Source organism: Pseudomonas sp. AC532, from assembly GCF_979258965.1.
The window spans coordinates 4397735-4420204 of the sequence record NZ_OZ409888.1 but is presented as its reverse complement, the minus strand read 5'-3'; the positions used below and the strand labels follow the sequence as shown (position 1 = coordinate 4420204).

22 protein-coding genes are annotated in these 22470 nt (G+C 63.5%); 14 read left to right on the top strand and 8 right to left on the bottom strand.

From position 1 onward, the window contains the following. Nucleotides 1–190 precede the first annotated feature (190 nt). Nucleotides 191–1735 (top strand): glucan biosynthesis protein G, encoded by a 1545-nt coding sequence (locus ACZ0AV_RS20505; protein WP_499153416.1) that lies wholly within the window; start codon nucleotides 191–193, stop codon nucleotides 1733–1735. After that, the gene (gene mdoH / locus ACZ0AV_RS20500) at nucleotides 1732–4305 is read left to right on the top strand and encodes a glucans biosynthesis glucosyltransferase MdoH (RefSeq protein WP_499152727.1); all 2574 of its coding nucleotides are present in this window, start codon (nucleotides 1732–1734) and stop codon (nucleotides 4303–4305) included. The genes ACZ0AV_RS20505 and mdoH overlap by 4 nt, the downstream gene beginning before the upstream one ends. Here the strand turns inward: mdoH and ACZ0AV_RS20495 are convergent. The 3 genes from ACZ0AV_RS20495 to ACZ0AV_RS20485 all read right to left on the bottom strand — a co-directional run bounded on the left by ACZ0AV_RS20495 (nucleotide 4288) and on the right by ACZ0AV_RS20485 (nucleotide 6100). Beyond that, nucleotides 4288–5079, bottom strand: a complete 792-nt coding sequence (locus ACZ0AV_RS20495) for a hydroxypyruvate isomerase family protein (RefSeq protein ID WP_499152726.1) — start codon at nucleotides 5077–5079, stop codon at nucleotides 4288–4290. The two genes, mdoH and ACZ0AV_RS20495, sit on opposite strands and share 18 nt — an antisense overlap. A 144-nt stretch (nucleotides 5080–5223) precedes the next feature. Then, nucleotides 5224–5592 carry a DUF5064 family protein gene (locus tag ACZ0AV_RS20490; RefSeq protein ID WP_499153415.1) on the bottom strand — a complete coding sequence of 123 codons (369 nt, stop codon included), beginning with the start codon at nucleotides 5590–5592 and terminating at the stop codon, nucleotides 5224–5226. A 202-nt stretch (nucleotides 5593–5794) separates the two neighbouring features. Continuing rightward, a complete protein-coding gene (locus ACZ0AV_RS20485) occupies nucleotides 5795–6100 on the bottom strand; it encodes a DUF2288 domain-containing protein (protein ID WP_499152725.1) in 306 nt (101 codons plus the stop codon). Nucleotides 6101–6392: 292 nt separating this feature from the next. Here ACZ0AV_RS20485 and ACZ0AV_RS20480 point away from each other — a divergent pair, with 292 nt between their 5' ends. From ACZ0AV_RS20480 to tsaA, 9 genes are all read left to right on the top strand, one after another. Continuing rightward, nucleotides 6393–7514 (top strand): branched-chain amino acid ABC transporter substrate-binding protein, encoded by a 1122-nt coding sequence (locus tag ACZ0AV_RS20480; RefSeq protein ID WP_499152724.1) that lies wholly within the window; start codon nucleotides 6393–6395, stop codon nucleotides 7512–7514. 272 nt (nucleotides 7515–7786) lie between these two features. Then, nucleotides 7787–8710, top strand: a complete 924-nt coding sequence (gene livH / locus ACZ0AV_RS20475; protein ID WP_070883222.1) for a high-affinity branched-chain amino acid ABC transporter permease LivH — start codon at nucleotides 7787–7789, stop codon at nucleotides 8708–8710. Next, the gene (locus tag ACZ0AV_RS20470) at nucleotides 8707–9966 is read left to right on the top strand and encodes a high-affinity branched-chain amino acid ABC transporter permease LivM (RefSeq protein WP_499152723.1); all 1260 of its coding nucleotides are present in this window, start codon (nucleotides 8707–8709) and stop codon (nucleotides 9964–9966) included. Before livH ends, ACZ0AV_RS20470 begins: the two co-directional genes overlap by 4 nt. Next, nucleotides 9963–10730, top strand: coding sequence for a high-affinity branched-chain amino acid ABC transporter ATP-binding protein LivG (gene livG, locus ACZ0AV_RS20465; RefSeq protein ID WP_499152722.1), 768 nt, complete (start codon nucleotides 9963–9965; stop codon nucleotides 10728–10730). The genes ACZ0AV_RS20470 and livG overlap by 4 nt, the downstream gene beginning before the upstream one ends. Then, nucleotides 10730–11431 (top strand): ABC transporter ATP-binding protein, encoded by a 702-nt coding sequence (locus tag ACZ0AV_RS20460; RefSeq protein ID WP_499152721.1) that lies wholly within the window; start codon nucleotides 10730–10732, stop codon nucleotides 11429–11431. Before livG ends, ACZ0AV_RS20460 begins: the two co-directional genes overlap by 1 nt. 264 nt (nucleotides 11432–11695) lie before the next feature. After that, nucleotides 11696–11782 carry a small membrane protein YohP gene (locus ACZ0AV_RS20455; protein ID WP_111463138.1) on the top strand — a complete coding sequence of 29 codons (87 nt, stop codon included), beginning with the start codon at nucleotides 11696–11698 and terminating at the stop codon, nucleotides 11780–11782. Nucleotides 11783–11889: 107 nt separating this feature from the next. Further along, a complete protein-coding gene (locus tag ACZ0AV_RS20450) occupies nucleotides 11890–12600 on the top strand; it encodes an rRNA pseudouridine synthase (RefSeq protein ID WP_499152720.1) in 711 nt (236 codons plus the stop codon). Between the two features lie 54 nt (nucleotides 12601–12654). Next, nucleotides 12655–13116: a YehS family protein gene (locus ACZ0AV_RS20445; protein WP_499152719.1), complete on the top strand. Its 462-nt coding sequence runs from the start codon at nucleotides 12655–12657 to the stop codon at nucleotides 13114–13116. A gap of 6 nt (nucleotides 13117–13122) precedes the next feature. After that, nucleotides 13123–13815 (top strand): tRNA (N6-threonylcarbamoyladenosine(37)-N6)-methyltransferase TrmO, encoded by a 693-nt coding sequence (gene tsaA, locus ACZ0AV_RS20440; RefSeq protein ID WP_499152718.1) that lies wholly within the window; start codon nucleotides 13123–13125, stop codon nucleotides 13813–13815. Nucleotides 13816–13947: 132 nt separating this feature from the next. Here the strand turns inward: tsaA and grxD are convergent, their stop codons facing one another. Together grxD and ACZ0AV_RS20430 are read right to left on the bottom strand one after the other, a co-directional pair. Continuing rightward, the gene (grxD, locus tag ACZ0AV_RS20435) at nucleotides 13948–14274 is read right to left on the bottom strand and encodes a Grx4 family monothiol glutaredoxin (RefSeq protein ID WP_499152717.1); all 327 of its coding nucleotides are present in this window, start codon (nucleotides 14272–14274) and stop codon (nucleotides 13948–13950) included. 111 nt (nucleotides 14275–14385) lie between these two features. Then, nucleotides 14386–16494, bottom strand: coding sequence for a molybdopterin oxidoreductase family protein (locus tag ACZ0AV_RS20430; protein ID WP_499152716.1), 2109 nt, complete (start codon nucleotides 16492–16494; stop codon nucleotides 14386–14388). 289 nt (nucleotides 16495–16783) lie between these two features. Between ACZ0AV_RS20430 and argF the strand changes: the two genes are divergently transcribed. Next, nucleotides 16784–17704: an ornithine carbamoyltransferase gene (gene argF / locus ACZ0AV_RS20425; RefSeq protein WP_499152715.1), complete on the top strand. Its 921-nt coding sequence runs from the start codon at nucleotides 16784–16786 to the stop codon at nucleotides 17702–17704. Then, nucleotides 17701–18786, top strand: a complete 1086-nt coding sequence (locus tag ACZ0AV_RS20420) for an ABC transporter ATP-binding protein (protein ID WP_499152714.1) — start codon at nucleotides 17701–17703, stop codon at nucleotides 18784–18786. The genes argF and ACZ0AV_RS20420 overlap by 4 nt, the downstream gene beginning before the upstream one ends. Here ACZ0AV_RS20420 and ACZ0AV_RS20415 read toward each other — a convergent pair. The 3 genes from ACZ0AV_RS20415 to ybaK form a co-directional block, all read right to left on the bottom strand. After that, the gene (locus ACZ0AV_RS20415) at nucleotides 18783–19568 is read right to left on the bottom strand and encodes a PhzF family phenazine biosynthesis protein (protein ID WP_499152713.1); all 786 of its coding nucleotides are present in this window, start codon (nucleotides 19566–19568) and stop codon (nucleotides 18783–18785) included. The two genes, ACZ0AV_RS20420 and ACZ0AV_RS20415, sit on opposite strands and share 4 nt — an antisense overlap. Nucleotides 19569–19640: 72 nt before the next feature. Beyond that, complete coding sequence (locus ACZ0AV_RS20410; protein ID WP_499153414.1) at nucleotides 19641–20378, bottom strand: substrate-binding periplasmic protein; 738 nt, start codon at nucleotides 20376–20378, stop codon at nucleotides 19641–19643. Between the two features lie 362 nt (nucleotides 20379–20740). Beyond that, nucleotides 20741–21208, bottom strand: coding sequence for a Cys-tRNA(Pro) deacylase (ybaK, locus tag ACZ0AV_RS20405; protein WP_499152712.1), 468 nt, complete (start codon nucleotides 21206–21208; stop codon nucleotides 20741–20743). Between the two features lie 365 nt (nucleotides 21209–21573). Between ybaK and ACZ0AV_RS20400 the strand changes: the two genes are divergently transcribed. Beyond that, nucleotides 21574–22422 carry an MIP/aquaporin family protein gene (locus tag ACZ0AV_RS20400; RefSeq protein ID WP_499152711.1) on the top strand — a complete coding sequence of 283 codons (849 nt, stop codon included), beginning with the start codon at nucleotides 21574–21576 and terminating at the stop codon, nucleotides 22420–22422. Nucleotides 22423–22470: the final 48 nt, after the last annotated feature.

Here is a 22470-nt window from a genome sequence, read left to right as displayed (position 1 = left end):
ATCTGCCCCGCCAGCGCTGGCATGCGCCGCGCTACGAGACGCACCAAGCGAAACGGTGGGAAATTCCCAGGAATCATCTGCGAGCATAACGGTCCGAAGGAGATGTTCGGCCCACCGTGCCGCTGTTTCCTACTGTTTTCTGGAGGGATCCGTGATCCTCAAAACCGTCAAGGCATCTGTCCGTCACAGCATGCTTCCAGCCGCGCTGTGCCTGGCCTGCACCACCTCGCTGTTCAGTGCTCATGCACTGGCTTTTTCGATCGATGACGTGGCCTCCGAGGCCAAAGAGCTGCTGGACAAGCCTTATGCCACCCCCGCCAGCAACCTGCCCAACGAATTGCGCACCCTGTCATTCGCCGACTACCAGAAGATCAAGGCCCGCGAAGACAAGTTCCAGTGGGCTGACAGCAAGACCCCCTTCAAGCTGAGCTTCTATCATCAGGGCATGCATTTCGACAGCCCGGTGAAGATCAATGAAGTGACCGCCACCAGCGTCAAGGAAATCAAGTACGACCCCGAGCGATTCGACTTCGGCGACCTGCAGGTCGACAAGGATGCCATCAAGGACCTGGGCTACGCCGGGTTCCGCGTGATGTACCCGATCAACGTCAAGGGCAAGTCCGACGAGATCATGAGCATGCTCGGCGCCAGCTATTTCCGCGTGATCGGCAAGGACCAGGTCTACGGCCTGTCGGCCCGTGGTCTGGCCATCGACACCGCGCTGCCGACCGGCGAGGAATTTCCCTACTTCCGCGAATTCTGGATCGAGCGCCCGAAGCCCGAAGACAAGCACCTGGTGATCTTCGCCCTGCTCGATTCGCCGCGCGCCACCGGTGCCTACCGCTTCATCCTGCGCCCGGGCGACGATGCCGTGGTCGACGTGCAGTCGCGGGTATTTTTGCGTGACAACGTCAACAAGCTTGGCGTCGCGCCGCTGACCAGCATGTTCCTGTATGGCCCCAGCCAGCGTTCGAGCAAACCCAACTACCGCCCTGCCCTGCACGATTCCAACGGCCTGGCCATCCACACCGGTAGCGACGAGCACATCTGGCGCCCACTCAACAATCCGCAGAACCTCGCCGTGAGCACCTTCGAGGTCGAGAACCCGAAAGGCTTCGGCCTGTTGCAGCGCGGTCGCGACTTCTCCCAGTACGAAGACCTCGACGACCGCTACGAGCAGCGCCCCAGTGCCTGGATCGAGCCCAAGGGCGAGTGGGGCAAGGGCAAGGTCGAGCTGGTGGAAATCCCTACCCCGGATGAAACCAACGACAACATCGTCGCCTTCTGGACACCGGCCGAGCAGCCCAAGCCGGGCGAGCCGATGACCTTCGATTACCGCATGCACTGGACCAAGGACGAACGCGCCCAACTGGGCAAGGACACCGCCTGGGTCAAACAGACCATGCGCAGCGCTGGCGAAGTACGACAGCCCAACCTGACCCGCAAGCTCGATGGCAGCATCGCCCTGCTGGTGGATTTCGAAGGCCCGGCGCTGGCCAAGCTCAAGCCTGATGCGCCGGTGGCATCGAACTTCAGCATCAACGACAACGCCGAAGTGCTGGACAACAAAATGCAATACAACCCCGCGACCAAAGGCTGGCGCATGGTCGTGCGCTTCAAGGTCAAGGATCCCAAGCAAGCGGTGGAAATGCGCGCGGCTCTGGTCGAGGGTGACAAGACCCTCAGCGAAACCTGGAGCTATCAACTCCCGCCCAACACGGTTACCGCCCAATGAACAACACCGAGCAGTCCGCCCTGGACGAGTACCTGGACAGCCTGCCGCTGAGTGCCACCGAGCGTGAAGCCCTGGCAGACTGCCGTGATTTCACCGAACTGCACAGTCGCCTTGGCAGTACGCAGGCAAGCACGGCCGAAGAGGCGCTGCACAGATCGGCTGCCCGGCGTATCGAGCTCGGCGCTGGCGAGCCACTGGAGGCCACGGGCCTGCTGTCGCTGGACGCCGCGGGCCGGCCCATCCTGCGCGCCGCGCCGCCACTGCGGCGCACCAAGATGACCCCCGAACCGTGGCGCACCAACCTGCTGTCACGCGCCTGGCGCTCGCTGCTCGGCAAGAGCAACCCACCACGGCCGCCGAAACGTGAGCTGGAGCCGGCGCGCTGGCGCCGGGTCGGTTCGCTGCGCCGCTATGTGCTGTTGCTGCTGATGCTGGGGCAAACCGCCGTGGCCACCTGGTACATGAACAGCATCCTGCCCTATCAGGGCTGGGCGCTGATCAATCTGCAGGAGGTCATGGAGCAAGGTTGGCGGGAAAGCCTGCTGCAAGTGCTGCCGTACGTGGTGCAGGGCAGCATCCTGGCGCTCTTCTCGCTGTTGTTCTGCTGGGTGTCGGCGGGCTTCTGGACGGCGCTGATGGGCTTCTGGGAGCTGCTGCGCGGCTATGACCGCTACGGCATTTCCGGCAGCAGTGCCGGTGACGAAAAGATCGACGCCAAGGCCCGCACCGCGATCATCATGCCGATCTGCAACGAGGACGTGCCGCGGGTCTTCGCCGGCCTGCGCGCCACCTACGAATCGGTCGCCGCCTCAGGTGAACTGGATCAGTTCGACTTCTTCGTGCTCAGCGACACCGGCGATGCCGACATCGCGGTCGCCGAGCAGCGCGCGTGGCTGGAGCTGTGCCAGGAAACCAAGGGTTTCGGCAACATCTTCTACCGTCGCCGCCGCCGCCGTGTGAAGCGCAAGAGCGGCAACATCGATGACTTCTGCCGCCGTTGGGGCGATGACTACCGCTATATGGTGGTGCTCGACGCCGACAGCGTGATGAGCGGCGAGTGCCTGACCAAGCTGGTGCGGCTGATGGAGGCCAACCCACAGGCCGGCATCATCCAGACCTCGCCAAAAGCCGCCGGCATGAACACCCTCTATGCACGCCTGCAGCAGTTCGCCACGCGGGCCTACGGGCCGCTGTTCACCGCGGGCCTGCACTACTGGCAGTTGGGTGAATCCCACTACTGGGGCCATAACGCGATCATCCGCATGCAGCCGTTCATCGAGCACTGCGCCCTGGCGCCATTGCCAGGCAAGGGTTCGTTCGCGGGCGCCATCATGTCTCACGACTTCGTCGAGGCTTCGCTGATGCGCCGCGCCGGCTGGGGCGTGTGGATCGCCTACGACCTGCCGGGCAGCTATGAGGAACTGCCACCCAACCTGATCGACGAGTTGCAGCGTGACCGCCGCTGGTGCCATGGCAACCTGATGAACTTCCGCCTGTTCCTGGTCAAGGGCATGCACCCGGTACACCGCGCGGTGTTTCTCACCGGCGTGATGTCCTACCTGTCGGCACCGCTGTGGTTCATGTTCCTGCTGCTCTCCACGGCGCTGCTGGCCATCCACACGTTGATGGAACCGCAGTACTTCCTGGTGCCGGGCCAGCTGTTCCCGGTATGGCCACGCTGGAACCCGCAGCTGGCCGTGACGTTATTCTCCACCACCCTGACCCTGCTGTTCCTGCCCAAGCTGCTTGCCGTGATCCTCATCTGGATCAAGGGCGCCAAGGCCTACGGTGGCGCCTTCAAGGTGACGCTGAGCATGCTGCTGGAAATGTTCTTCTCGGTGCTGCTCGCGCCGGTCCGCATGCTGTTCCACACCATGTTCGTGACCGCGGCGTTCCTGGGCTGGTCGGCCACCTGGAATTCCCCGCAGCGTGACAACGGCATCACCACCTGGGGCGACGCCACACGCCGTCATGGCTGGCAGGCACTGCTGGGCATCGTCTGGACGGCGGGCGTGGCCTGGCTCGACCCGAACTTCCTGTGGTGGCTGTCGCCGATCGTGGTGTCGCTGATGCTGTCGATTCCGGTCTCGGTATTCTCCAGTCGCCTCAGCCTCGGCCTGCGCAGCAAGAGCGGCAAGTTGTTCCTCATCCCAGAGGAATCCAACCCGCCGCAGGAACTGCTGTCCACTTATGCCTACACCCGGCACAACCGTGATCACGCCATGGAAAACGGCTTTCTGCAGGCCGTATTGCGGCCCTTCCCGAATGCGCTGGCCTGCGCCATGGCCACTGCCCGTCACGGTGAGGCTGCGCTGATCGAGCGTGCCCGCCAGCGGGCCCTGCAGGAGGCGCTGGAGCTGGGTCCGAAAAAGCTCGACGGCAAGAGCAAGCTGGCCCTGCTCAGTGATCCGGTGCTGCTGGCACGCCTGCATGCCCAGCTGTGGCAACAGGCCGAACAGCACCCGCTGTGGCGCCATGCCTACAACCAGAGCGCACCGCAGCGAGCCGAGCAGGCAAACCTGGCGCTCAAGACGCCTGAAGTCGGCGTTTCCTCACCCCTGATGAACTGACCGCCAGGCGTTCATCCAGCCCAGGCTGGCACGGGTATCGCTCCCTTCGGGGCGATACTCGGCGCCCAGCCAACCGCCGTACCCACTCCCCTCCAGCGCCTCGCGCAGCGCGGCGAAATCGAGCGTGCCAGTGCCTGGTGCGCCTCGCCCGGGAAAATCGGCGAACTGCACATGGCCTATCTGCCCCGCCAGCGTCGCAACGGCACTGACCGGATCGATGCCCTGCCGCGCCATGTGGAAGATATCCAGCTGCGCCCGGAAATTGTCGTGGTCGACCTGCGCCAACAGCGCCTGCAACTGCTGCGGCGTGTTGACGAGAAAACCGGGAATGTCGACAGGATTGATCGCCTCGCTGACCACGCCGATGCCCAGCGTCTGAAACGCGTCGGCGGTCTTGCGAATGTTGCCGCTCAGCGTAGCCAGCGCCTGCTCGGACTCCACACCCGCGGCGAGCCGGCCAGGCAGCACGTTGACCAGCAGCGGACGCGCCATGGCGGCATAGGTCAGTGCCTCTCGCAGGGCGTGGTCGAACTCGGCCTGGCGCTCGGGCACGGCGGCCAGCCCGGGCCCGCCCGCCGCGAAATCGCCACCGGGGAAATTGATCAGCACCAACGGCAGCCCTGCGCGCGCCAATGCCTCTTGCAGGCGCAGCGCCGGCACTTCGTAGGGAAACTGGATCTCCACACCGTCGAAGCCGGTGGCAGCGGCGGCCACGATGCGCTCCAGCAGGGGCCGCTCGGTGAACAGCATCGTCAGGTTGGCGGATAGTTTCATGCACGACTCCAGACATACGCCGACCCCAGGGGTCGACCGGCACGTCAGGTTACGCCATGCCGCCTGCGCCCTGCCATGGCTCCGGCCCGATGGGCGTGCTCGGCAGCCCTGCGGCGTCGAAATGATGGAGCTGGCTGGCGCCCCCTACAGGCCATCCTTTTCCAAGTGATCGAGGTCGACCGGATCACCGCCGTGAGCACCCAGGCGCTGGCGGATGTCATCGAACATCAGGTCGAACTCCTCGTGCTCGTGGCTGATCAGCACCACGCTTGTCGGCAGCCCGTGCTTGTGCGCCACGCGGCTGACCACGCTGGCGAAGTTGAAGGCAGTATCGCGGTGCAGTTCGAACGACTCGTCGAACGCCTTGCCGCCAATGTCCCCTTTCAGAGTCATGTGCAGCATGGGCCCTTCGGCGGCGTCCTGGCGTACCTCGTAGTGCAGGTCGACGGCGTAGGTTGGGAGGTCTTCGCTGGCAACGCTGTTACCACGAAACAGATGGCCGGGCTCGAACATGGTGATCTCCTCGACGAAGTCGCTGGAATGCAGCGCAGGCAGGCTGACGTTCAAGCATAGACAGCGCAGACCCGCGATGATCCCAGGCCTATCACGCACCGCATGGGTGCACGAAAGGCACCAAAAGCGATCACCGCAACCACCCGCTTTTCCGACCAAAGGCCCATTGCAGAGCGGTTGAAACGAGCGTTCGAGACGGATGCTACTTTTCAGCGCGCTCTTGCACCAGAACCCAGGGTGCCACCACCACTGCCCAGAGAGGCGGATCGCGGCTCAGCAGATCCTCGGCACGGGCATCGTCCATTACCGCGATACGTGCCGCGTCCAGCCAGGCGGCAACCCGGTCCCGCTGGTTTTCGGCGACGGCCTCGGCCACCGCGATCAGATCCTCGCCACTGTCGACCCACAGCAGGGAACCGCGGGCGAAGAACGGCTGCAGCTCCTGCCAGGTAATAGAGGCGGTTTCGCCAAGCAATTTGGCATAGAGGGTGCTTGGTTGTTCATTCATGGCAGGTTCCATCGTGAAGGCCGTTACGTGACGGTCGCCATGATAGCCACGGGAGAGGGGCAGGCAAGACGTGTCAACCTTCCGCCAGTCAGGAATCCGCCGTTTTTCTATACATTTCTTGCGATTACGCGACATTCCTACCCTTCTCTCTCGACTGCCGACTTTCAAGGCGCAAAACAGCGCTCTACACTGTATCGGTACAGTTGCCGGGGGTATGGCCGGGAAAGTCGACTCCGGTTCTGCTGCTTTGGCTACCAGAACTACAACAATGAACACAACGAGTGGAGCACTCATGAACAACGCTACTAAGCAGGTTACCAAGCTGTTCGCCGCGATGGCCCTGGCTGGCGCCGCCAGCTACTCGGTCGCTGCCGACACCATCAAGATCGCCATGGCCGGCCCGGTTACCGGTGCTGTAGCCCAGTATGGCGAGATGCAGTTCGTCGGTGCCAAGATGGCCATCGAGCAGATCAACAAGGCCGGTGGCGTCAACGGTGCTCAGCTCGAAGGCGTGGTCTACGACGACGCCTGTGATCCCAAGCAGGCCGTGGCCGTAGCCAACAAGATCGTCAACGACGGTGCAAAATTCGTCGTTGGCCACCTGTGCTCCAGCTCCACTCAGCCGGCTTCGGACATCTACGAAGACGAAGGCATCCTGATGATCACTCCGGCTGCCACCAGCCCGGAGATCACCGCCCGTGGTTACGAGCTGATCTTCCGCACCATCGGCCTGGACAGCCTGCAGGGCCCGACCGCCGGCAACTTCATCGCCGACAAGGTGAAGCCCAAGAACGTTGCCGTCATCCATGACAAGCAGCAGTACGGTGAAGGCATTGCCAGCGCGGTCAAACAGACCCTGGAATCCAAGGGCGTGAAGGTTGGCGTGTTCGAAGGCATCAATGCCGGCGACAAGGACTTCTCCTCGCTGATCGCCAAGCTCAAGCAACAGGGCGTGGATTTCGTCTACTACGGCGGCTACCACCCGGAACTGGGCCTGCTGCTGCGCCAGTCCAAGGAAAAAGGCCTCGCCGTTCGCTTCATGGGCCCGGAAGGCGTCGGCAACAAGGAAATCTCGGCCATCGCCGGCCCGGCTTCCGAAGGCATGCTGGTGACCCTGCCGCAGTCCTTCGACCAGGATCCGAAGAACAAGGCGCTGGTCGATGCATTCAAGGCCAAGAACGAAGACCCGAGCGGTCCGTTCGTGTTCCCGGCCTACGCCGCTGTCCAGGTCATCGCCGGCGGCATCGAGAAGGCCGGCAGCACCGACACCGCCGAAGTGGCGGCCGCCCTGCGCGCCAACACCTTCGAGACCCCGACCGGCACCCTCGGTTTCGACGAGAAAGGTGACCTGAAAGACTTCAACTTCGTGGTTTACGAATGGCACCAGGACGGTACCAAGAGCGAAGCCAAGTAAGTCCCCCGCCGAAGAAGCTGACTCATGAGCTAGCGAGCTAGCGCCATGCAAGACAAGAGCAGGCCGGGAAGCGGAGTGTACTTTTGTACATGAGCATTCCGACTGAGCTGGCAATCCAGCCTGCTCTTGACGCAGCAGGGCCGACGCGCAGCAGATCATGAGCAGGTTCTGAACCAAGAGCCCACTGCTGCAGTGGGCTTTGTTTATGAAAAAACCCCGGTTTCGCGCTGCGCCACGAGCGCGGTCGTGCGCGTTAACCCAGGAGTTAGGCAATGCCTGATCTTTATCACTACCTGCAACAGCTGCTCAACGGGTTAACCGTCGGCAGTACCTATGCCCTGATCGCCATCGGCTACACGATGGTCTACGGCATCATCGGCATGATCAACTTCGCCCACGGCGAGGTGTACATGATCGGTTCCTACGTGGCCTTCATCGCCATCACCCTGTTGGCCATGATGGGCCTCGACAGCCTGCCGCTGATCATGATCTGCGCCTTCGCGGCGAGCATCATCGTCACCAGTGCGTTTGGCTATAGCATCGAACGGGTTGCCTACCGACCGCTGCGCGGCGGTAACCGGCTGATCCCGCTGATTTCCGCGATCGGCATGTCGATCTTCCTGCAGAACGCCGTGATGCTTTCCCAGGATTCCAAGGACAAGGCCATCACCAACCCGCTGCCCGGCAACTTCGTGTTTGGCGAAAGCGCCATGAACGGCGTGGTGATCTCCTATATGCAGGTGCTGATCTTCGTGGTCACCTTCCTGACCATGATCGGCCTGACGCTGTTCATCTCCCGCTCCCGCCTGGGCCGCGCCTGCCGCGCCTGCGCCGAAGACCTGAAGATGGCCAACCTGCTGGGCATCAACACCAACAATATTATCGCCCTGACCTTCGTCATCGGCGCCGCCCTGGCTGCCGTCGCTGCCGTGCTGCTGGGCATGCAATATGGCGTGATCAACCCGCACCTGGGCTTCCTCGCCGGCATCAAGGCATTCACCGCCGCGGTACTGGGCGGCATCGGCAGTATCCCTGGCGCCGTGCTGGGCGGCCTGGTACTGGGCGTGGCAGAAGCGTTCGGCGCCGATATCTTCGGTGACCAGTACAAGGACGTGGTCGCCTTCAGCCTGCTGGTGCTGGTGCTGCTGTTCCGTCCGACCGGTATCCTCGGCCGCCCGGAGGTTGAAAAGGTATGAGCAAGAACCTCAAGACGGCCCTGTTCAGCAGCATTCTTCTGCTGCTGATCTCCTACCCGATTCTCGGCCTCAAGCTCAGCGTCGTCGGCATCAGCCTGCAGGTCCAGGGCGCCAGCGCCCAGACCCTGTGGACCATCGGCATCGCCGCGGCCCTGCTGTTCATCTGGCACCTGGTGCTGCGTGATCGCCTGGTCGGCGGTGACAGGCTCAAGGGCGCCCTGCCCAGCGTGCCGCAAAACCTCAAGGACGCGATGACCCTGCCCAGCGTGCAGCGCTGGATCATGCTGGCGTTGTTCGTGGTCGCCCTGGCCTGGCCGTTCTTCGGCTCCCGCGCGGCAGTGGACATCGCCACGCTGATCCTCATTTACGTGATGCTGGGCATTGGCCTGAACATCGTGGTCGGCCTCGCCGGCCTGCTCGACCTGGGCTACGTCGGCTTCTACGCCGTGGGTGCCTACACCTATGCGCTGCTCGCCGAGTACGCCGGTTTCGGCTTCTGGACGGCATTGCCGATCGCCGGCCTGATGGCCGCTACCTTCGGCTGCTTGCTGGGCTTTCCGGTGCTCAGGTTACGCGGCGACTACCTGGCCATCGTGACGTTGGGCTTCGGCGAGATCATCCGCATCATGCTGCGCAACCTGACCGACATCACCGGCGGCCCGAACGGCATCAGCTCGATCCCCAAGCCGGAACTGTTCGGCCTGTCGCTGGATCGCCGCGCGCCGGATGGCGGCCAGACCCTGCATGACTTCCTTGGCATCGCCTATAACTCCACCTACAAGGTGATCTTCCTGTACCTGATCGCCCTGCTGCTGGTGCTGCTGGCCATCTTCGTGATCAACCGTCTGATGCGCATGCCGATCGGCCGCGCCTGGGAAGCGCTGCGCGAAGACGAGATCGCCTGCCGCGCGCTGGGCCTGAACCCGACCACGGTCAAGCTTTCGGCCTTCACCATCGGCGCCAGCTTCGCCGGGTTCGCCGGCAGCTTCTTCGCCGCCCGCCAGGGCCTGGTGACACCGGAGTCGTTCACCTTCATCGAGTCGGCGATGATCCTCGCCATCGTCGTACTGGGCGGCATGGGCTCGCAGTTGGGCATCATCTTCGCCGCCATCGTGATGACCTTGTTGCAGGAGATGCGCGACTTCAACGAGTACCGCATGCTGATATTCGGTCTGACCATGATCGTGATGATGATCTGGCGTCCGCAGGGCCTGTTGCCCATGCAGCGCCCCCACCTGGAGTTGAAACAACGATGAGCCGCCCGATTCTAGAAGTGAGCGGCCTGTCCATGCGTTTTGGCGGCCTGCTGGCCGTCAACGGGGTCAGCCTCTCGGTCAATGAAAAACAGGTCGTGTCGATGATCGGCCCGAACGGCGCCGGCAAGACCACGGTGTTCAACTGCCTGACCGGTTTCTACCAACCGACTTCGGGCAGCATCCTTCTCAACGGCGAGCAGATCGAAGGCCTGCCGGGCCACAAGATCGCCCGCAAGGGCGTGGTGCGTACCTTCCAGAACGTTCGCCTGTTCAAGGAGATGACCGCGGTGGAAAACCTGCTGGTCGCTCAGCACCGCCACATCAACACCAATTTCCTCTCCGGGCTGTTCAAGACCCCGGCGTTTCGCCGCAGCGAGCGCGAGGCCATGGACTACGCGGCGCATTGGCTGGAACAGGTCAACCTGACCGAATTCGCCAACCGCACCGCCGGCACCCTGGCCTACGGTCAGCAGCGCCGCCTGGAAATTGCCCGCTGCATGATGACGCGGCCAAGCATCCTGATGCTCGACGAGCCGGCCGCCGGCCTCAACCCGCGGGAAACCGATGACCTGAAGGCGCTGATCGGCGTGTTGCGTGATGAGCACAACGTCACCGTGCTGTTGATCGAGCACGACATGAAACTGGTCATGAGCATTTCCGACCACATCTTCGTGATCAACCAGGGCACGCCCCTGGCCGACGGCACGCCGGAGCAGATCCGCGACAATCCGGATGTGATCAAAGCCTACCTGGGGGAAGCGTAATGCTGTATTTCGACAACGTTTCCACCTTCTACGGCAAGATCCAGGCACTGCACGGCGTCAGTGTGGAAGTGCGTCAGGGCGAGATCGTCACCCTGATCGGCGCCAACGGCGCCGGCAAGTCCACCCTGCTAATGACCCTGTGCGGCAGCCCCCAGGCCGCCAGCGGCAGCATCCGTTATCAGGGCGAGGAGCTGGTTGGCATGGAAACCCCGCTGATCATGCGCAAGAGCATCGCCGTGGTACCGGAAGGCCGCCGCGTGTTCGCTCGCCTGACCGTCGAGGAAAACCTCGCCATGGGCGGCTTCTTCGGCAGCAAGGCGGATAATCAGGAGCAGTTGGACAAGGTGCTGCACCTGTTCCCGCGCCTCAAGGAACGGCTGGTGCAGCGTGCCGGCACCATGTCCGGCGGCGAGCAGCAGATGCTCGCCATCGGCCGTGCGCTGATGAGCAAGCCCAAGCTGCTGTTGCTCGACGAGCCGTCGCTGGGCCTGGCACCGATTATCATCCAGCAGATCTTCGAGATCATCGAACAGCTGCGCAAAGACGGTGTGACGGTATTCCTGGTCGAACAGAACGCCAACCAGGCGTTGAAGCTGGCGGACCGTGGCTACGTGCTGGAAAACGGCCGAATCGTCATGCAGGGCAGCGGGCAAGAGCTGCTTGACGATCCGAAGGTGCGTGACGCCTACCTCGGCGGCTAGAAGACCACCTCGGCGTTGGCATCCGGCGTCTACCTCCTGCATGCAGGAGCACGTTGCCATCGCTGCGTTGAAAGCAGGCTAAAAATGCTCATGTACAACTCGTACACTTCGCTTTTTAGCCTGCTTTGCGGGGCCGCCACCAGTGTTGCGCTGGCTGCGTCGCCTATGTTTTCGCAGCTCTGTGTCAGCAAGGGATAATTACCCTGAACGATGCCTGGCGCACTCCAGTCCCAATACTGAGCGGACAACTACAGGAGTCGCACCATGCTGAAGTTTCTCGGCAGCACCATCGGTATCATCTTCCTGATCGGCCTGCTGGTCGTGATCGGTATCTTCTCGCTGATTTTCTGATTGGCAGTGCCTGCAAGCCGGGCGCCCTGCCCGGCTTTCTTCATGCCGCGCGCATCCCTCGCCGCACGGCGGTACAATGGGCATCACTTCGCTGACGATGTCCTGCCATGACCGAACCCCTGCGCCTCTCCAAACGCCTGATCGAACTGACCGGCTGCTCACGCCGCGAGGCCGAACTGTACATCGAGGGTGGCTGGGTCACGGTCAATGGCGAGGTGGTCGACGAGCCGCAGCGCAAGGTCACCGACGAAACCGTCGAACTGCTGCCTGACGCCGTTGCAGAACCCCTGGTACCGGTCACCTTGCTGCTGCACATCCCCAGCGGGCGCTATCCCGAACGCGCCGCCGAGGCCATTGGCCCGGATGACCGCTGGCCCGAAGACCGCTCCGAGCAGCGCACCCTCAAAGGTCACTTCAGCAACCTGACCCCCTGTATTCCCCTGCAGGCGGGTGCCGATGGCCTGCACGTGCTGACTCAGGACTGGCGCATCGAACGCAAGCTCAAGGACGACCTGGGCAAGCTGGAGCAGGAGTACGTGGTGGAGGTTAGCGGTGAGCTGTCCGAGCGAGACCTCAAACGCCTCAACCACGGCCTGGTGTTCAACGGCACCGCGCTGGCGCCCTGCAAGGTCAGCTGGCAGAACGAAACGCGCCTGCGCTTCGCCATGAAGAACCCCCTGCCCGGGCAACTGGTATTCATGTGCAACAACGTTGGCCTCAAGGTACTGGGCATGAAGCGTATCCGTATCGGTGGCGTGCCGATGTCCAAGGTGCAACCTGGGCAATGGCGTTATCTGGGCGCCAAGGAACGTTTCTAACCTCAATTCTCCCGGCCGCGCCCGCTGGCACGGCCCCTGCAATCAGGAATTTCCATGCTCAATAATGATGTGCTGCGCAGCCTGCGCTACATGCTCGATGTCAGCGATGCTCAACTGGCCGAGATCGTGCAGCTGGGCGGCAAGACGGTCGCCGTGGACGAGATCACCGCGGTGCTGAAGAAGGATGACGAGCCGGGTTACCAGGACTGCAGCGACGAACTGCTGGCCCATGCCCTCGACGGCCTGGTGTACTTCAAGCGCGGCAAGGATGACAGCCGCCCGGCCCCGGCACTGGAGCTGCCGGTCAGCAACAACCAGGTGCTGAAGAAGCTGCGCGTGGCCTTCGAGTTGAAGGAAGACGATGTCCACGCGATCATGCGCAGCGTCGACTTTCCCGTGTCGAAGCCGGAAATGAGCGCGCTGTTTCGCAAGCAGGGGACCAGCAACTACCGCGCCTGCGGCGACCAGTTCCTGCGCAACTTTCTCAAGGGCCTGACCCAGCGCCTGCGTGACTGATACGCCATGAGCTACCTGGTTTCGCCCATCGGTTATGTGCGCTCCTGCTTCAAGGAGAAATTCGCCATTCCGCGCCAGCCGCAACTGGCACCGGCAGCCCGTGGCGTGCTCGAACTGTGCGCACCGTTCGACCAGGGCGATGCGGTTCAGGGCCTGGAGCAGGCCAGCCATGTCTGGCTGCTGTTCCTGTTTCACCAGGCACTGGAAGACAAGCCCAGGCTCAAGGTGCGCCCGCCACGCCTGGGCGGCAATCGCGCTATTGGCGTATTCGCCACCCGAGCCACTCATCGGCCCAACGGCATCGGCCAATCGGTGGTGAAGCTGGAAAGGGTCGAGAAGGATCGCCTCTGGTTGTCGGGCATCGACCTGCTCGACGGCACGCCGGTGCTCGACGTCAAACCCTATGTGCCCTATGCCGACAGCGTGCCCGGCGCCTTTAACCACATTGCTGCCGACGCACCGGTGCAGATCGAGGTGCAGTGGCAAGACAGCGCGCTGGCTCAGGCCAACCAACATGGGCTGCGCCTGAACGAGCCGCTGGTCGAGCTGATCGGCCAGTGCCTGGCCCAGGACCCACGCCCGGCCTACCAGCAACCCCAGCCGGAGCGCCGCTACGGCGTGCGCCTGTGGGATGTCGACGTGCACTGGCACTACCCACAACCTGGCTGTATTCGCGTACTCGATGTGACCCTGCCCTGAGGCGGGCGCGCTCGGACGACCAACCCACAGTGCAGGTGCTGGAGCGCTCGCCCTCTCAGCGGCCGAACACCTTTTTGCAGGCGAAAAAAATCCGCAGTCATCGCTGACTGCGGATTCGTGACCGTCCGGCGATCAGGCGCCAGCTTTTTCCACGGCGGCCTTGATCAGGGTTTGCAGCTCACCTTTCTCGTACATCTCGCTGATGATGTCGCTACCGCCAACCAGCTCACCGCCGACCCACAGTTGCGGGAAGGTCGGCCAGTTGGCGTACTTCGGCAGGTTGGTGCGGATTTCCGGGTTTTGCAGGATGTCGACGTAGGCGAACTTCTCGCCACAGCCCATCAGGGCCTGCGCAGCGCGGGCAGAGAAGCCGCACTGTGGCGCATTTGGAGCGCCTTTCATGTACAGCAGAACGGTGTTGCTGGCGATCTGCTCTTTGATCGTTTCGATGATTTCCATGGGGGCACCTCAGAACTGGACTATCCGACTCACGGGTCGATACGGTGCGCGCATTGTAACCAAAAGCCGAGCGCAATGCTCGGCCATGCTGCATCGGCTTGCACCGGTCGCTCAGGCTGCCACCACCTGCACCGGCACGCCATTGAGCACTGCATTGCCGGAGAGCCGATCGAGCAGGCGCTCGTCGGTCAGGTCATTGGCACTGGCCCCTGCCGTCGCGCTGGCGATGCCCATCTGCACACCCGGTCGTCCGTGCCCCCACCCGTGCGGCAGGCTGACTACACCCGGCATCATCTCGCTGCTGGCGAGCGCCTCGACCTCCACCGTGCCGACCCGCGAGCGGATGCTTACCCGCTGTCCATCCGCGAGCCCGCGCGCCTGCATGTCCTGTGGGTTCATCAATAACTGGTGCCGCGGCTTGCCCTTCACCAGCCGGTGGTAATTGTGCATCCACGAGTTATTGCTGCGCACGTGACGGCGGCCGATCAGCAACAGCTGGTCGGGGTCGACGGCAGGCTCCGCGGCGAAGCGCTCCAGGTCGCCCAACAGCAAGGCCGGGGCGGCCTGCACCTGGCCGTCCGCGGTTTTCAGGCGCGCCGCCAGGTTCGGACCAAGCGGGCCGATATCCAGGCCATGGGGATATTGCCGCAAGGCCTGCAGCGACAGCCTGAGGGGCGACTGATCGCCATAGGGGCCCAAGCGCAGCCCCAGGTCGATCATCTGCTGCGGCGGCTGCGTCGGTTTCAAGGCAACGCCGGTCTGCGCCGCAAAGGCCCTGGCCAGGCCGATGAAGATTTCCCAGTCGTGCAGTGCACCATCGGGTTTGGGCAACACCGCCTCGTTGAAGCGGGTGACATTGCGCACCGCGAACAGGTTGAAGGTGGTGTCGTAATGGTCGTGCTCCAACGGCCCCGTAGAAGGCAGGATCAGGTCGGCATGGCGGGTCGTTTCGTTGATGTACAGGTCCACGCTGAGCATGAAATCCAGGCCTTCGAGCCCCGCCTCCAACTGCCGACCATTGGGCGTCGACAATGCTGGATTGCCCGCCACGGTAATCAGCGCACGTACCTGGCCATCGCCGGACGTGAGCATTTCCTCGGCCAGAGCGCTCACCGGCAGTTCTCCGCCGTATTCGGGTAACCCGGACACCCGGCTCTGCCAGCGGTCGAAGTGCCCTGCGGACAGTGTGCTCACCAGGTCCACCGCCGGCTCGGTGCACAGCACCCCGCCGACCCGATCCAGGTTGCCGGTCACCAGGTTGATGACCTGCACCAGCCATTGGCAGAGCGTGCCGAACGCCTGGGTGGAAACCCCCATACGGCCATAACAAACCGCACGGTCAGCGGCTGCGAAGTCGCGGGCCAGCTGGCGTATGGTCTGCGCCGGTACGCCACAGCGCGACGCCATCCGCTCGGCGCTGAACGGCAACACGGCGCAGTGCACGGCATCGAGCCCGGTCACAGGCAGATGGGTATTGCGCCCCAGGCCCTCGTCGAACAGCGTGCAGAGCATTGCCAGGAGCAGCGCGGCGTCCTGCCCGGGTCGAATGAACAGGTGCTGATCGGCAATCGCGGCCGTCTCGCTGCGCCGTGGGTCGACTACCACCAGGCGGCCGCCGCGCGCCTGGATCGCCTTGAGCCGTTTTTCCACGTCTGGCACGGTCATGATGCTGCCGTTGGAGGCCAGCGGGTTGCCGCCAAGGATCAGCATGAAATCGGTGTGATCGATGTCGGGCACCGGTATGAGAAAACCGTGGCCGTACATCAGATGGCTGGTCAGGTGATGGGGCAGTTGGTCCACCGAGGTGGCGGAATAGCGATTGCGCGTTTTCAACAGGCCGAGAAAGTAGTTGCTGTGGGTCATCAGCCCGTAGTTGTGCACACTGGGGTTGCCCTGATAGACCGCGACGGCGTTCTGCCCGTGCTCGGCCTGCACCGCTGCCAGGCGCTCCGCCGCCCATTGGAAGGCTTCCTCCCAGCCGATCGCCTCCCAGCGCTGACCAACGCGCCGCATCGGCTGGCGCAGGCGGTCCGGATCATTCTGGATGTCCTGCAGCGCCACCGCCTTGGGGCAGATATGCCCGCGACTGAAGGGATCGTCGGCGTCGCCCTTGATGGAGATAATCCGCGGCTGCCCGCTGGCGTCTTGCTCGACTGCCAGGGTCAGCCCGCAGATCGCTTCGCACAGGTGGCATGCACGGTGGTGGAGGGTCGTGGTCATGGCCAGCCTCGTCTTCTTGTTCGAGCCGTCATCATGGCCGCCGCCGCGCCGCCACACCAGCAGCCTCGGCGTCGTGAATCCCTGCCCATCAGAAAGCGGCATCAGCCGCCCCGGGGCGGGCCCGACGTGGCGTCACACCCGGCATCCGGGCGGATTTGCGCGTAGGCGTCATTTACTTATAAGATCGGCGGCTTCCCCGTTTCGTCGCACAATGCGGCCCCCAGCCGCAGGTTCTCCCGTTTCCCCGGGAAAAGGTAGCCTGCGTTCTGTTGTCAAAAGGTAGTTAACGATGAGCGCAAGACACTTTCTCTCGCTGAAGGACTGCACACCCGATGAGCTGGTGGGCCTGATCCGACGCGGCATCGAGCTGAAAGGCCTGCGCAACAGCGGCGTGCTGTTCGAGCCACTGAAAAATCGCGTGCTGGGCATGATCTTCGAGAAGGCCTCGACCCGCACTCGCCTGTCGTTCGAGGCAGGCATGATCCAGCTCGGTGGCCAGGCGATCTTCCTGTCGCCGCGCGACACGCAGTTGGGCCGCGGCGAACCGATCAGCGACTCGGCCATCGTCATGTCTCGCATGCTCGATGCGATAATGATCCGCACCTTCGCCCACAGCACCCTGACCGAGTTCGCCGCCAATTCGCGCGTGCCGGTGATCAACGGCCTGTCGGACGACCTGCACCCCTGCCAGCTGTTGGCCGACATGCAGACCTTCCACGAGCAGCGCGGCAGCATCGTCGGCAAGACCGCCGCCTGGATCGGCGACGGCAACAACATGTGCAACTCCTATATAGAGGCTGCCATCCAGTTCGACTTCACGCTGCACGTCGCCTGCCCACAAGGCTACGAGCCGGATGCCGCGCTGCTGGCCGAAGCGGGTGAGCGCGTGAAGATCTTCCGCGACCCGCGCGAGGCGGTCGCTGGCGTGCACCTGGTGAGCACCGACGTTTGGGCATCCATGGGCCAGGAAGAAGAGATTGCCGAGCGTCACAAGCTGTTCGCGCCCTACCAGGTCAACCGCGCACTGCTCGACGCGGCGGATGAAAACGTGCTGTTTCTGCACTGCCTGCCGGCCCACCGTGGCGAGGAGATCAGCGAGGACGTGCTCGATGATCCGCGTTCGGCTGCCTGGGACCAGGCCGAGAACCGCCTGCATGTACAGAAGGCGCTGCTCGAATTCCTCGTCGAACCGGCGTACCACCACGCATGAGCCACAGCATGCTGTTGAGCCTGCGTAACCTGGGTTGCGGCTACGGTGAGCAGCGCATCGTGCAACACCTCGACCTGCACCTCAATGCCGGGGAGATCGGTTGTCTGTTGGGCCCGTCCGGCTGCGGCAAGACCACCACGCTGCGCGCCATTGCCGGCTTCGAGCCAGTCATGGAAGGGGAAATCAGCCTGGCGGGCGAGGTGATCTCCCGCCCGGGTTTCGCCCTCGCACCGGAAAAACGCCGCATCGGCATGGTCTTTCAGGACTACGCCCTGTTCCCGCACCTGAGCGTGGCGCAGAACGTGTCCTTTGGCATTCGCAAACAGGCCGACTGCGAGCAGGTTACCCGCGAGCTGCTGGAACTGGTCAAGCTGGACCACCTGAGCAAGCGGCATCCGAACGAGCTGTCCGGCGGCCAGCAACAGCGCGTCGCCCTGGCCCGCGCCCTGGCGACCAACCCGCAGCTGCTGCTGCTCGACGAACCCTTCTCCAACCTCGACGGCGAGCTGCGCCGACGGCTCAGCCACGAGGTGCGCGATATCCTCAAGAGCCGCGGCACCAGCGCGATTCTGGTCACCCATGACCAGGAGGAGGCCTTTGCCGTCAGCGATCAGGTGGGTGTCTTCAAGGCCGGCCATCTGGAGCAATGGGACACGCCCTTCAATCTCTACCACGAACCGCAGACGCCCTTCGTTGCCAGCTTCATCGGCCAGGGTTATTTCATTCGTGGCCAACTGAAGGCGCCAGACGAGGTGCAGACCGAGCTGGGTACCATACGCGGCAATCGTGCTTACGCCTGGCCAGTCGGCAGCGCGGTAGACGTGCTGCTGCGGCCCGACGATATCGTCCATGACCCGCACAGTGCCCAGCAGGCGCTGATCGTCGGCAAGAGCTTTCTCGGGGCCGCCACGCTGTATCGGCTGCAGCTGCCAACCGGTAGCCAGCTGGAAGCGCTGTTTCCAAGCCATGCCGATCACCAGCCTGGCGAACAGGTCGGCATTCGTATCGCGGCCGATCACCTGGTCGCCTTTGCGGCGCCGGGCAGCGTGGCGGCACCGTCGCGGCTGGCGCACGACGACTAAGCGTCGAAGTGCAGCCGGCCGCTGCTCACCAGGCACGCGTGGCCGGCGATTCTCACCCTGTCGCCATGCAGCCGGCACCACAGATAGCCACCGCGCTTGCCGCCCTGGTAAGCGCTGAGCTCCTGCTTGCCCAGCCGTTGCGCCCAGTACGGCGTGAGGATGCAGTGAGCCGACCCGGTCACCGGATCTTCTTCGATGCCCACTGCAGGCGCGAAGTTGCGCGACACGAAATCCACCGTGTGCCCCGCCGCCGTGATGATCACCGCCGACCAGGGCAGTTGCGCCAGGGCGCGAAGGTCCGGGCGGCAGGCACGCACAGAGGCCTGCGAGTCCAACAGCACCAGCAGTTGCGGCCCATCCAGCACTGCCAGCGGCGTTTGCCCCAGGATCTCGGCGAGGCCGTCGGGCACTGTGATAGGCGTGGGCGGCTGACAAGGGAAATCCAGCACCAGGCGATCTCCTTCCCGGTCGACCGCCAGGCTGCCACCGGCATACAGGAAATCGATGCGCGGCCCCGGCTCCGCATAGCAGTGGAAGAGCACGTGAGCGCTGGCCAGGGTGGCGTGGCCACACAACGGCGCCTCTTGCGTCGGCGTGAACCAGCGAATCCGCCAGGCAGCCCCCTCCCTCACCACGAACGCCGTCTCGGCCAGATTGTGCTCGGCGGCTATCCGTTGCATCAGGGGCTCGTCGAGCCACGCGTGCAGGCGGTAGACAATCGCCGGATTGCCGGCAAAGGGCGCGTCACTGAACGCATCCACCTGGTGAAATTCCAAAACCATGAACGGCAGCTCCCGGGTCAGCGGAGAAAAGGCGCAGCGTGCCGCGCAACCACTGCGCGGCACGGCGGGGTGTCAATGTTCCGAGCGAATCCCATAACGCTGCAACAGCGCGTCGAGGCGGCCATTCTGACGGTAGCGCTGGATACCTTCGTCGAGAATGTCACGGTAGCGGGCACTCGAGGTCAGCACCGGGGAAAAGGCGATGTAGATGGGCACGTCCGGCACACGACAGCCCACCTCGACGAGGTTGTCGACGTTCTTGTGCTGATCCAGATACTGCGACATCACCCAAGTGTTTTCCAGGAGGGCGTCGACACGCCCCAGTTCTACCTTGCGCACGTTCAGTGCCAGCGCCTGTTCACCGGCCGCCTGCTGCAGGCGATCCAGATTTTTCTGATGACGCTGGATGTAGTCATCGATTTCCTTGCCGTAGCTGTAGCCATTGATGACGCCGAGGCGGATCTCGTCGAGCGAGGCGAGGCCGCTGTAGCGCCAATTGCCGCCAGCACGCGCGTAGAAGCAGTTGCGGGAGATACCAGGCGCCAGGTCGCCAAAGATGAAGTCGGGCGCATCGCGGATGCCGGCACCGACCAGGGCGTTGACTCGGCCGCTGCGTACATCCTGCACGGCGCGCGCCCAGTTGGTCACCCGGTACTCCACATCGATGCCAGCCTCGGCAAAGATCGCACGCGCCAGCTCGACCAGGATGCCCGGTCGTTCGGCATCCTGAGCGCAGTTGACCGGGCACCAGTCATCCGCCGCCATGACCAGGGTCTCGGCCCGGGCCGAGGCGGTCCCCAGGAGCAGCATTGACAACAGGCCACCCGTAATCCAGCGAAACCCTTTCTTCACCCGCAAGCCTCCTGCTTCTGTCTGCGGCGCGCAGTCCTTGTCGCTACGCACCCGCCGTGCCATCCACTTCGCCACATCAGGCGCCAGCGCCAGGGTCCAATGCCCGCTGGGCAGCGCCAGCGGCTGCCGATCTGCGGGCCGGCATCGAGAGCCCGTGGGCGCGCGATGACATCCCTGGCCAAGCCATCATAGCGCGGCGCGGAATTCACCGCCCGGCCTGCTTTCACCAGGCATCGTATACCGCCGCGCATGCGCGAACTCTGCCCCCCGGAGCTTGAACCCGCCGCACCGGCTGACTCGGTGGCGCGACAACGACCAAGCTAGCGCCCGATGGCGGCAAACTGCGCCTGAGTATGCAGGGCGAGGGTTTCGGCACTCAACTCGACCTCCAGGCCGCGGCGGCCGGCACTGACGTGAATGCTCGCGACACCCCGGGCCGTATTGTCGATGAAGGTACGCAGGCGTTTCTTCTGGCCCAGCGGGCTGATGCCTCCGACCAGGTAGCCGGTCGCGCGCTGCGCCGCCTCCACCGCCGCCATCTCGACCTTCTTTACGCCGGCCGCCTGGGCCAGGGCTTTCAGGTCCAGCGTGCCGGCCACCGGCACCACGGCCACCAGCAGCTCGCCTTTTTCACTGCAGGCCAGCAGCGTCTTGAACACCTGCGCCGGGTCGAGATCGAGCTTCTCGGCCGCCTCCAGCCCATAGGACGCCGCCTTGGGGTCGTGTTCGTAACTGTGGATTCGATGTTCGGCGCGAACCTTTTTCAACAGCTCCAATGCGGGTGTCATGAAAACTCCAGGGCGGTGGGCGTGGACGACAACGGGCACCTCACGATTCTAGCGCCGCAAAGGGACAAAGGCTCTGTTTGGCCTCTGTGCGTCAGGCAGTAAATCTTGCGCGACAACGGAACCTATCGCCCGAGACGATGACCTATTGAAACAATATGTACGGTTGATAACGAAAAAATAGGCGATAAAACGGGTTCGTTTTTTGACAATCGCCGATTAAAGATTATATTTTTTTCGATTATGAACATTTGCGGTACAGGCGCCGCTCCCCAACAGCGATGGCGTTCAGCACGTGGAGATGCTCTGGAGGCTGTTCTTCTCCCGTCGCAAATCGCCAGAACAACAACAAGAACCGAGGCTTTCCCATGACCACTGCTCTGCAACAACCCTCTCTGTCCGGCCAATGCATGGCCGAATTCCTGGGCACTGCGCTGCTCATTTTCTTCGGTACCGGATGCGTTGCCGCGCTCAAGGTGGCAGGTGCGAGTTTTGGTCTCTGGGAGATCAGCATCATCTGGGGCGTCGGCGTCAGCATGGCGATCTACCTGACTGCCGGGGTGTCCGGCGCCCACCTCAACCCTGCCGTCAGCATCGCGCTCTGGCTGTTCGCCGGCTTCGAAAAACGCAAACTGCCCTTCTATATCCTTGCCCAGATCGCCGGCGCTTTCTGCGGTGCCCTGCTGGTCTACACCCTATATAGCGGGCTGTTCGCCGAATACGAGCAGGCCCAGCAGATGGTTCGCGGCTCCACGGCCAGCCTGGAGCTGGCCGCGGTGTTTTCCACCTTTCCCAATCCGGTGTTGTCCACCGGCCAGGCGTTCATGGTGGAAGTGGTGATCACCGCCATCCTCATGGGGGTGATCATGGCCCTCGGCGATGACAACAACGGGCTGCCGCGCGGCCCCATGGCCCCTCTGTTGATCGGCCTGCTGATCGCCGTGATCGGCAGCGCCATGGGCCCGCTGACCGGTTTCGCGATGAACCCCGCCCGCGACTTCGGCCCCAAGCTGATGACCTTTTTCACAGGCTGGGGCGAGATCGCGCTCACGGGCGGTCGCGACATCCCGTACTTCCTGGTACCGATCTTCGCGCCGATCCTCGGCGCCTGCCTGGGCGCTGCGACGTACCGCGGCATGATCGCCCGCCACCTGCCCAGCGCGGTCGCCGCTGCAGAGGCCGAACGGAGCGCCGAGCGCGACGTCAAAGTGTCCTGACTTTCAACGATGCGTGCGCCTCGCTGCGCACGCGCCTTCATCCCCATC

Coding starts and splice junctions, on each gene's coding strand:
- ACZ0AV_RS20410 (WP_499153414.1), bottom strand. CDS start 20,378: ATGCTGCTCCTGGGGACCGCCTCGGCCCGGGCCGAGACCCTGGTCATG.
- ACZ0AV_RS20445 (WP_499152719.1), top strand. CDS start 12,655: ATGCTCAATAATGATGTGCTGCGCAGCCTGCGCTACATGCTCGATGTC.
- grxD (WP_499152717.1), bottom strand. CDS start 14,274: ATGGAAATCATCGAAACGATCAAAGAGCAGATCGCCAGCAACACCGTT.
- ACZ0AV_RS20495 (WP_499152726.1), bottom strand. CDS start 5,079: ATGAAACTATCCGCCAACCTGACGATGCTGTTCACCGAGCGGCCCCTG.
- ACZ0AV_RS20490 (WP_499153415.1), bottom strand. CDS start 5,592: ATGTTCGAGCCCGGCCATCTGTTTCGTGGTAACAGCGTTGCCAGCGAA.
- ACZ0AV_RS20505 (WP_499153416.1), top strand. CDS start 191: ATGCTTCCAGCCGCGCTGTGCCTGGCCTGCACCACCTCGCTGTTCAGT.
- ACZ0AV_RS20430 (WP_499152716.1), bottom strand. CDS start 16,494: ATGACCACGACCCTCCACCACCGTGCATGCCACCTGTGCGAAGCGATC.
- livG (WP_499152722.1), top strand. CDS start 9,963: ATGAGCCGCCCGATTCTAGAAGTGAGCGGCCTGTCCATGCGTTTTGGC.
- livH (WP_070883222.1), top strand. CDS start 7,787: ATGCCTGATCTTTATCACTACCTGCAACAGCTGCTCAACGGGTTAACC.
- ACZ0AV_RS20470 (WP_499152723.1), top strand. CDS start 8,707: ATGAGCAAGAACCTCAAGACGGCCCTGTTCAGCAGCATTCTTCTGCTG.
- ACZ0AV_RS20485 (WP_499152725.1), bottom strand. CDS start 6,100: ATGAATGAACAACCAAGCACCCTCTATGCCAAATTGCTTGGCGAAACC.
- ACZ0AV_RS20480 (WP_499152724.1), top strand. CDS start 6,393: ATGAACAACGCTACTAAGCAGGTTACCAAGCTGTTCGCCGCGATGGCC.
- ACZ0AV_RS20420 (WP_499152714.1), top strand. CDS start 17,701: ATGAGCCACAGCATGCTGTTGAGCCTGCGTAACCTGGGTTGCGGCTAC.
- tsaA (WP_499152718.1), top strand. CDS start 13,123: ATGAGCTACCTGGTTTCGCCCATCGGTTATGTGCGCTCCTGCTTCAAG.
- argF (WP_499152715.1), top strand. CDS start 16,784: ATGAGCGCAAGACACTTTCTCTCGCTGAAGGACTGCACACCCGATGAG.
- ACZ0AV_RS20450 (WP_499152720.1), top strand. CDS start 11,890: ATGACCGAACCCCTGCGCCTCTCCAAACGCCTGATCGAACTGACCGGC.
- ACZ0AV_RS20415 (WP_499152713.1), bottom strand. CDS start 19,568: ATGGTTTTGGAATTTCACCAGGTGGATGCGTTCAGTGACGCGCCCTTT.
- ACZ0AV_RS20460 (WP_499152721.1), top strand. CDS start 10,730: ATGCTGTATTTCGACAACGTTTCCACCTTCTACGGCAAGATCCAGGCA.
- ybaK (WP_499152712.1), bottom strand. CDS start 21,208: ATGACACCCGCATTGGAGCTGTTGAAAAAGGTTCGCGCCGAACATCGA.
- mdoH (WP_499152727.1), top strand. CDS start 1,732: ATGAACAACACCGAGCAGTCCGCCCTGGACGAGTACCTGGACAGCCTG.
- ACZ0AV_RS20400 (WP_499152711.1), top strand. CDS start 21,574: ATGACCACTGCTCTGCAACAACCCTCTCTGTCCGGCCAATGCATGGCC.
- ACZ0AV_RS20455 (WP_111463138.1), top strand. CDS start 11,696: ATGCTGAAGTTTCTCGGCAGCACCATCGGTATCATCTTCCTGATCGGC.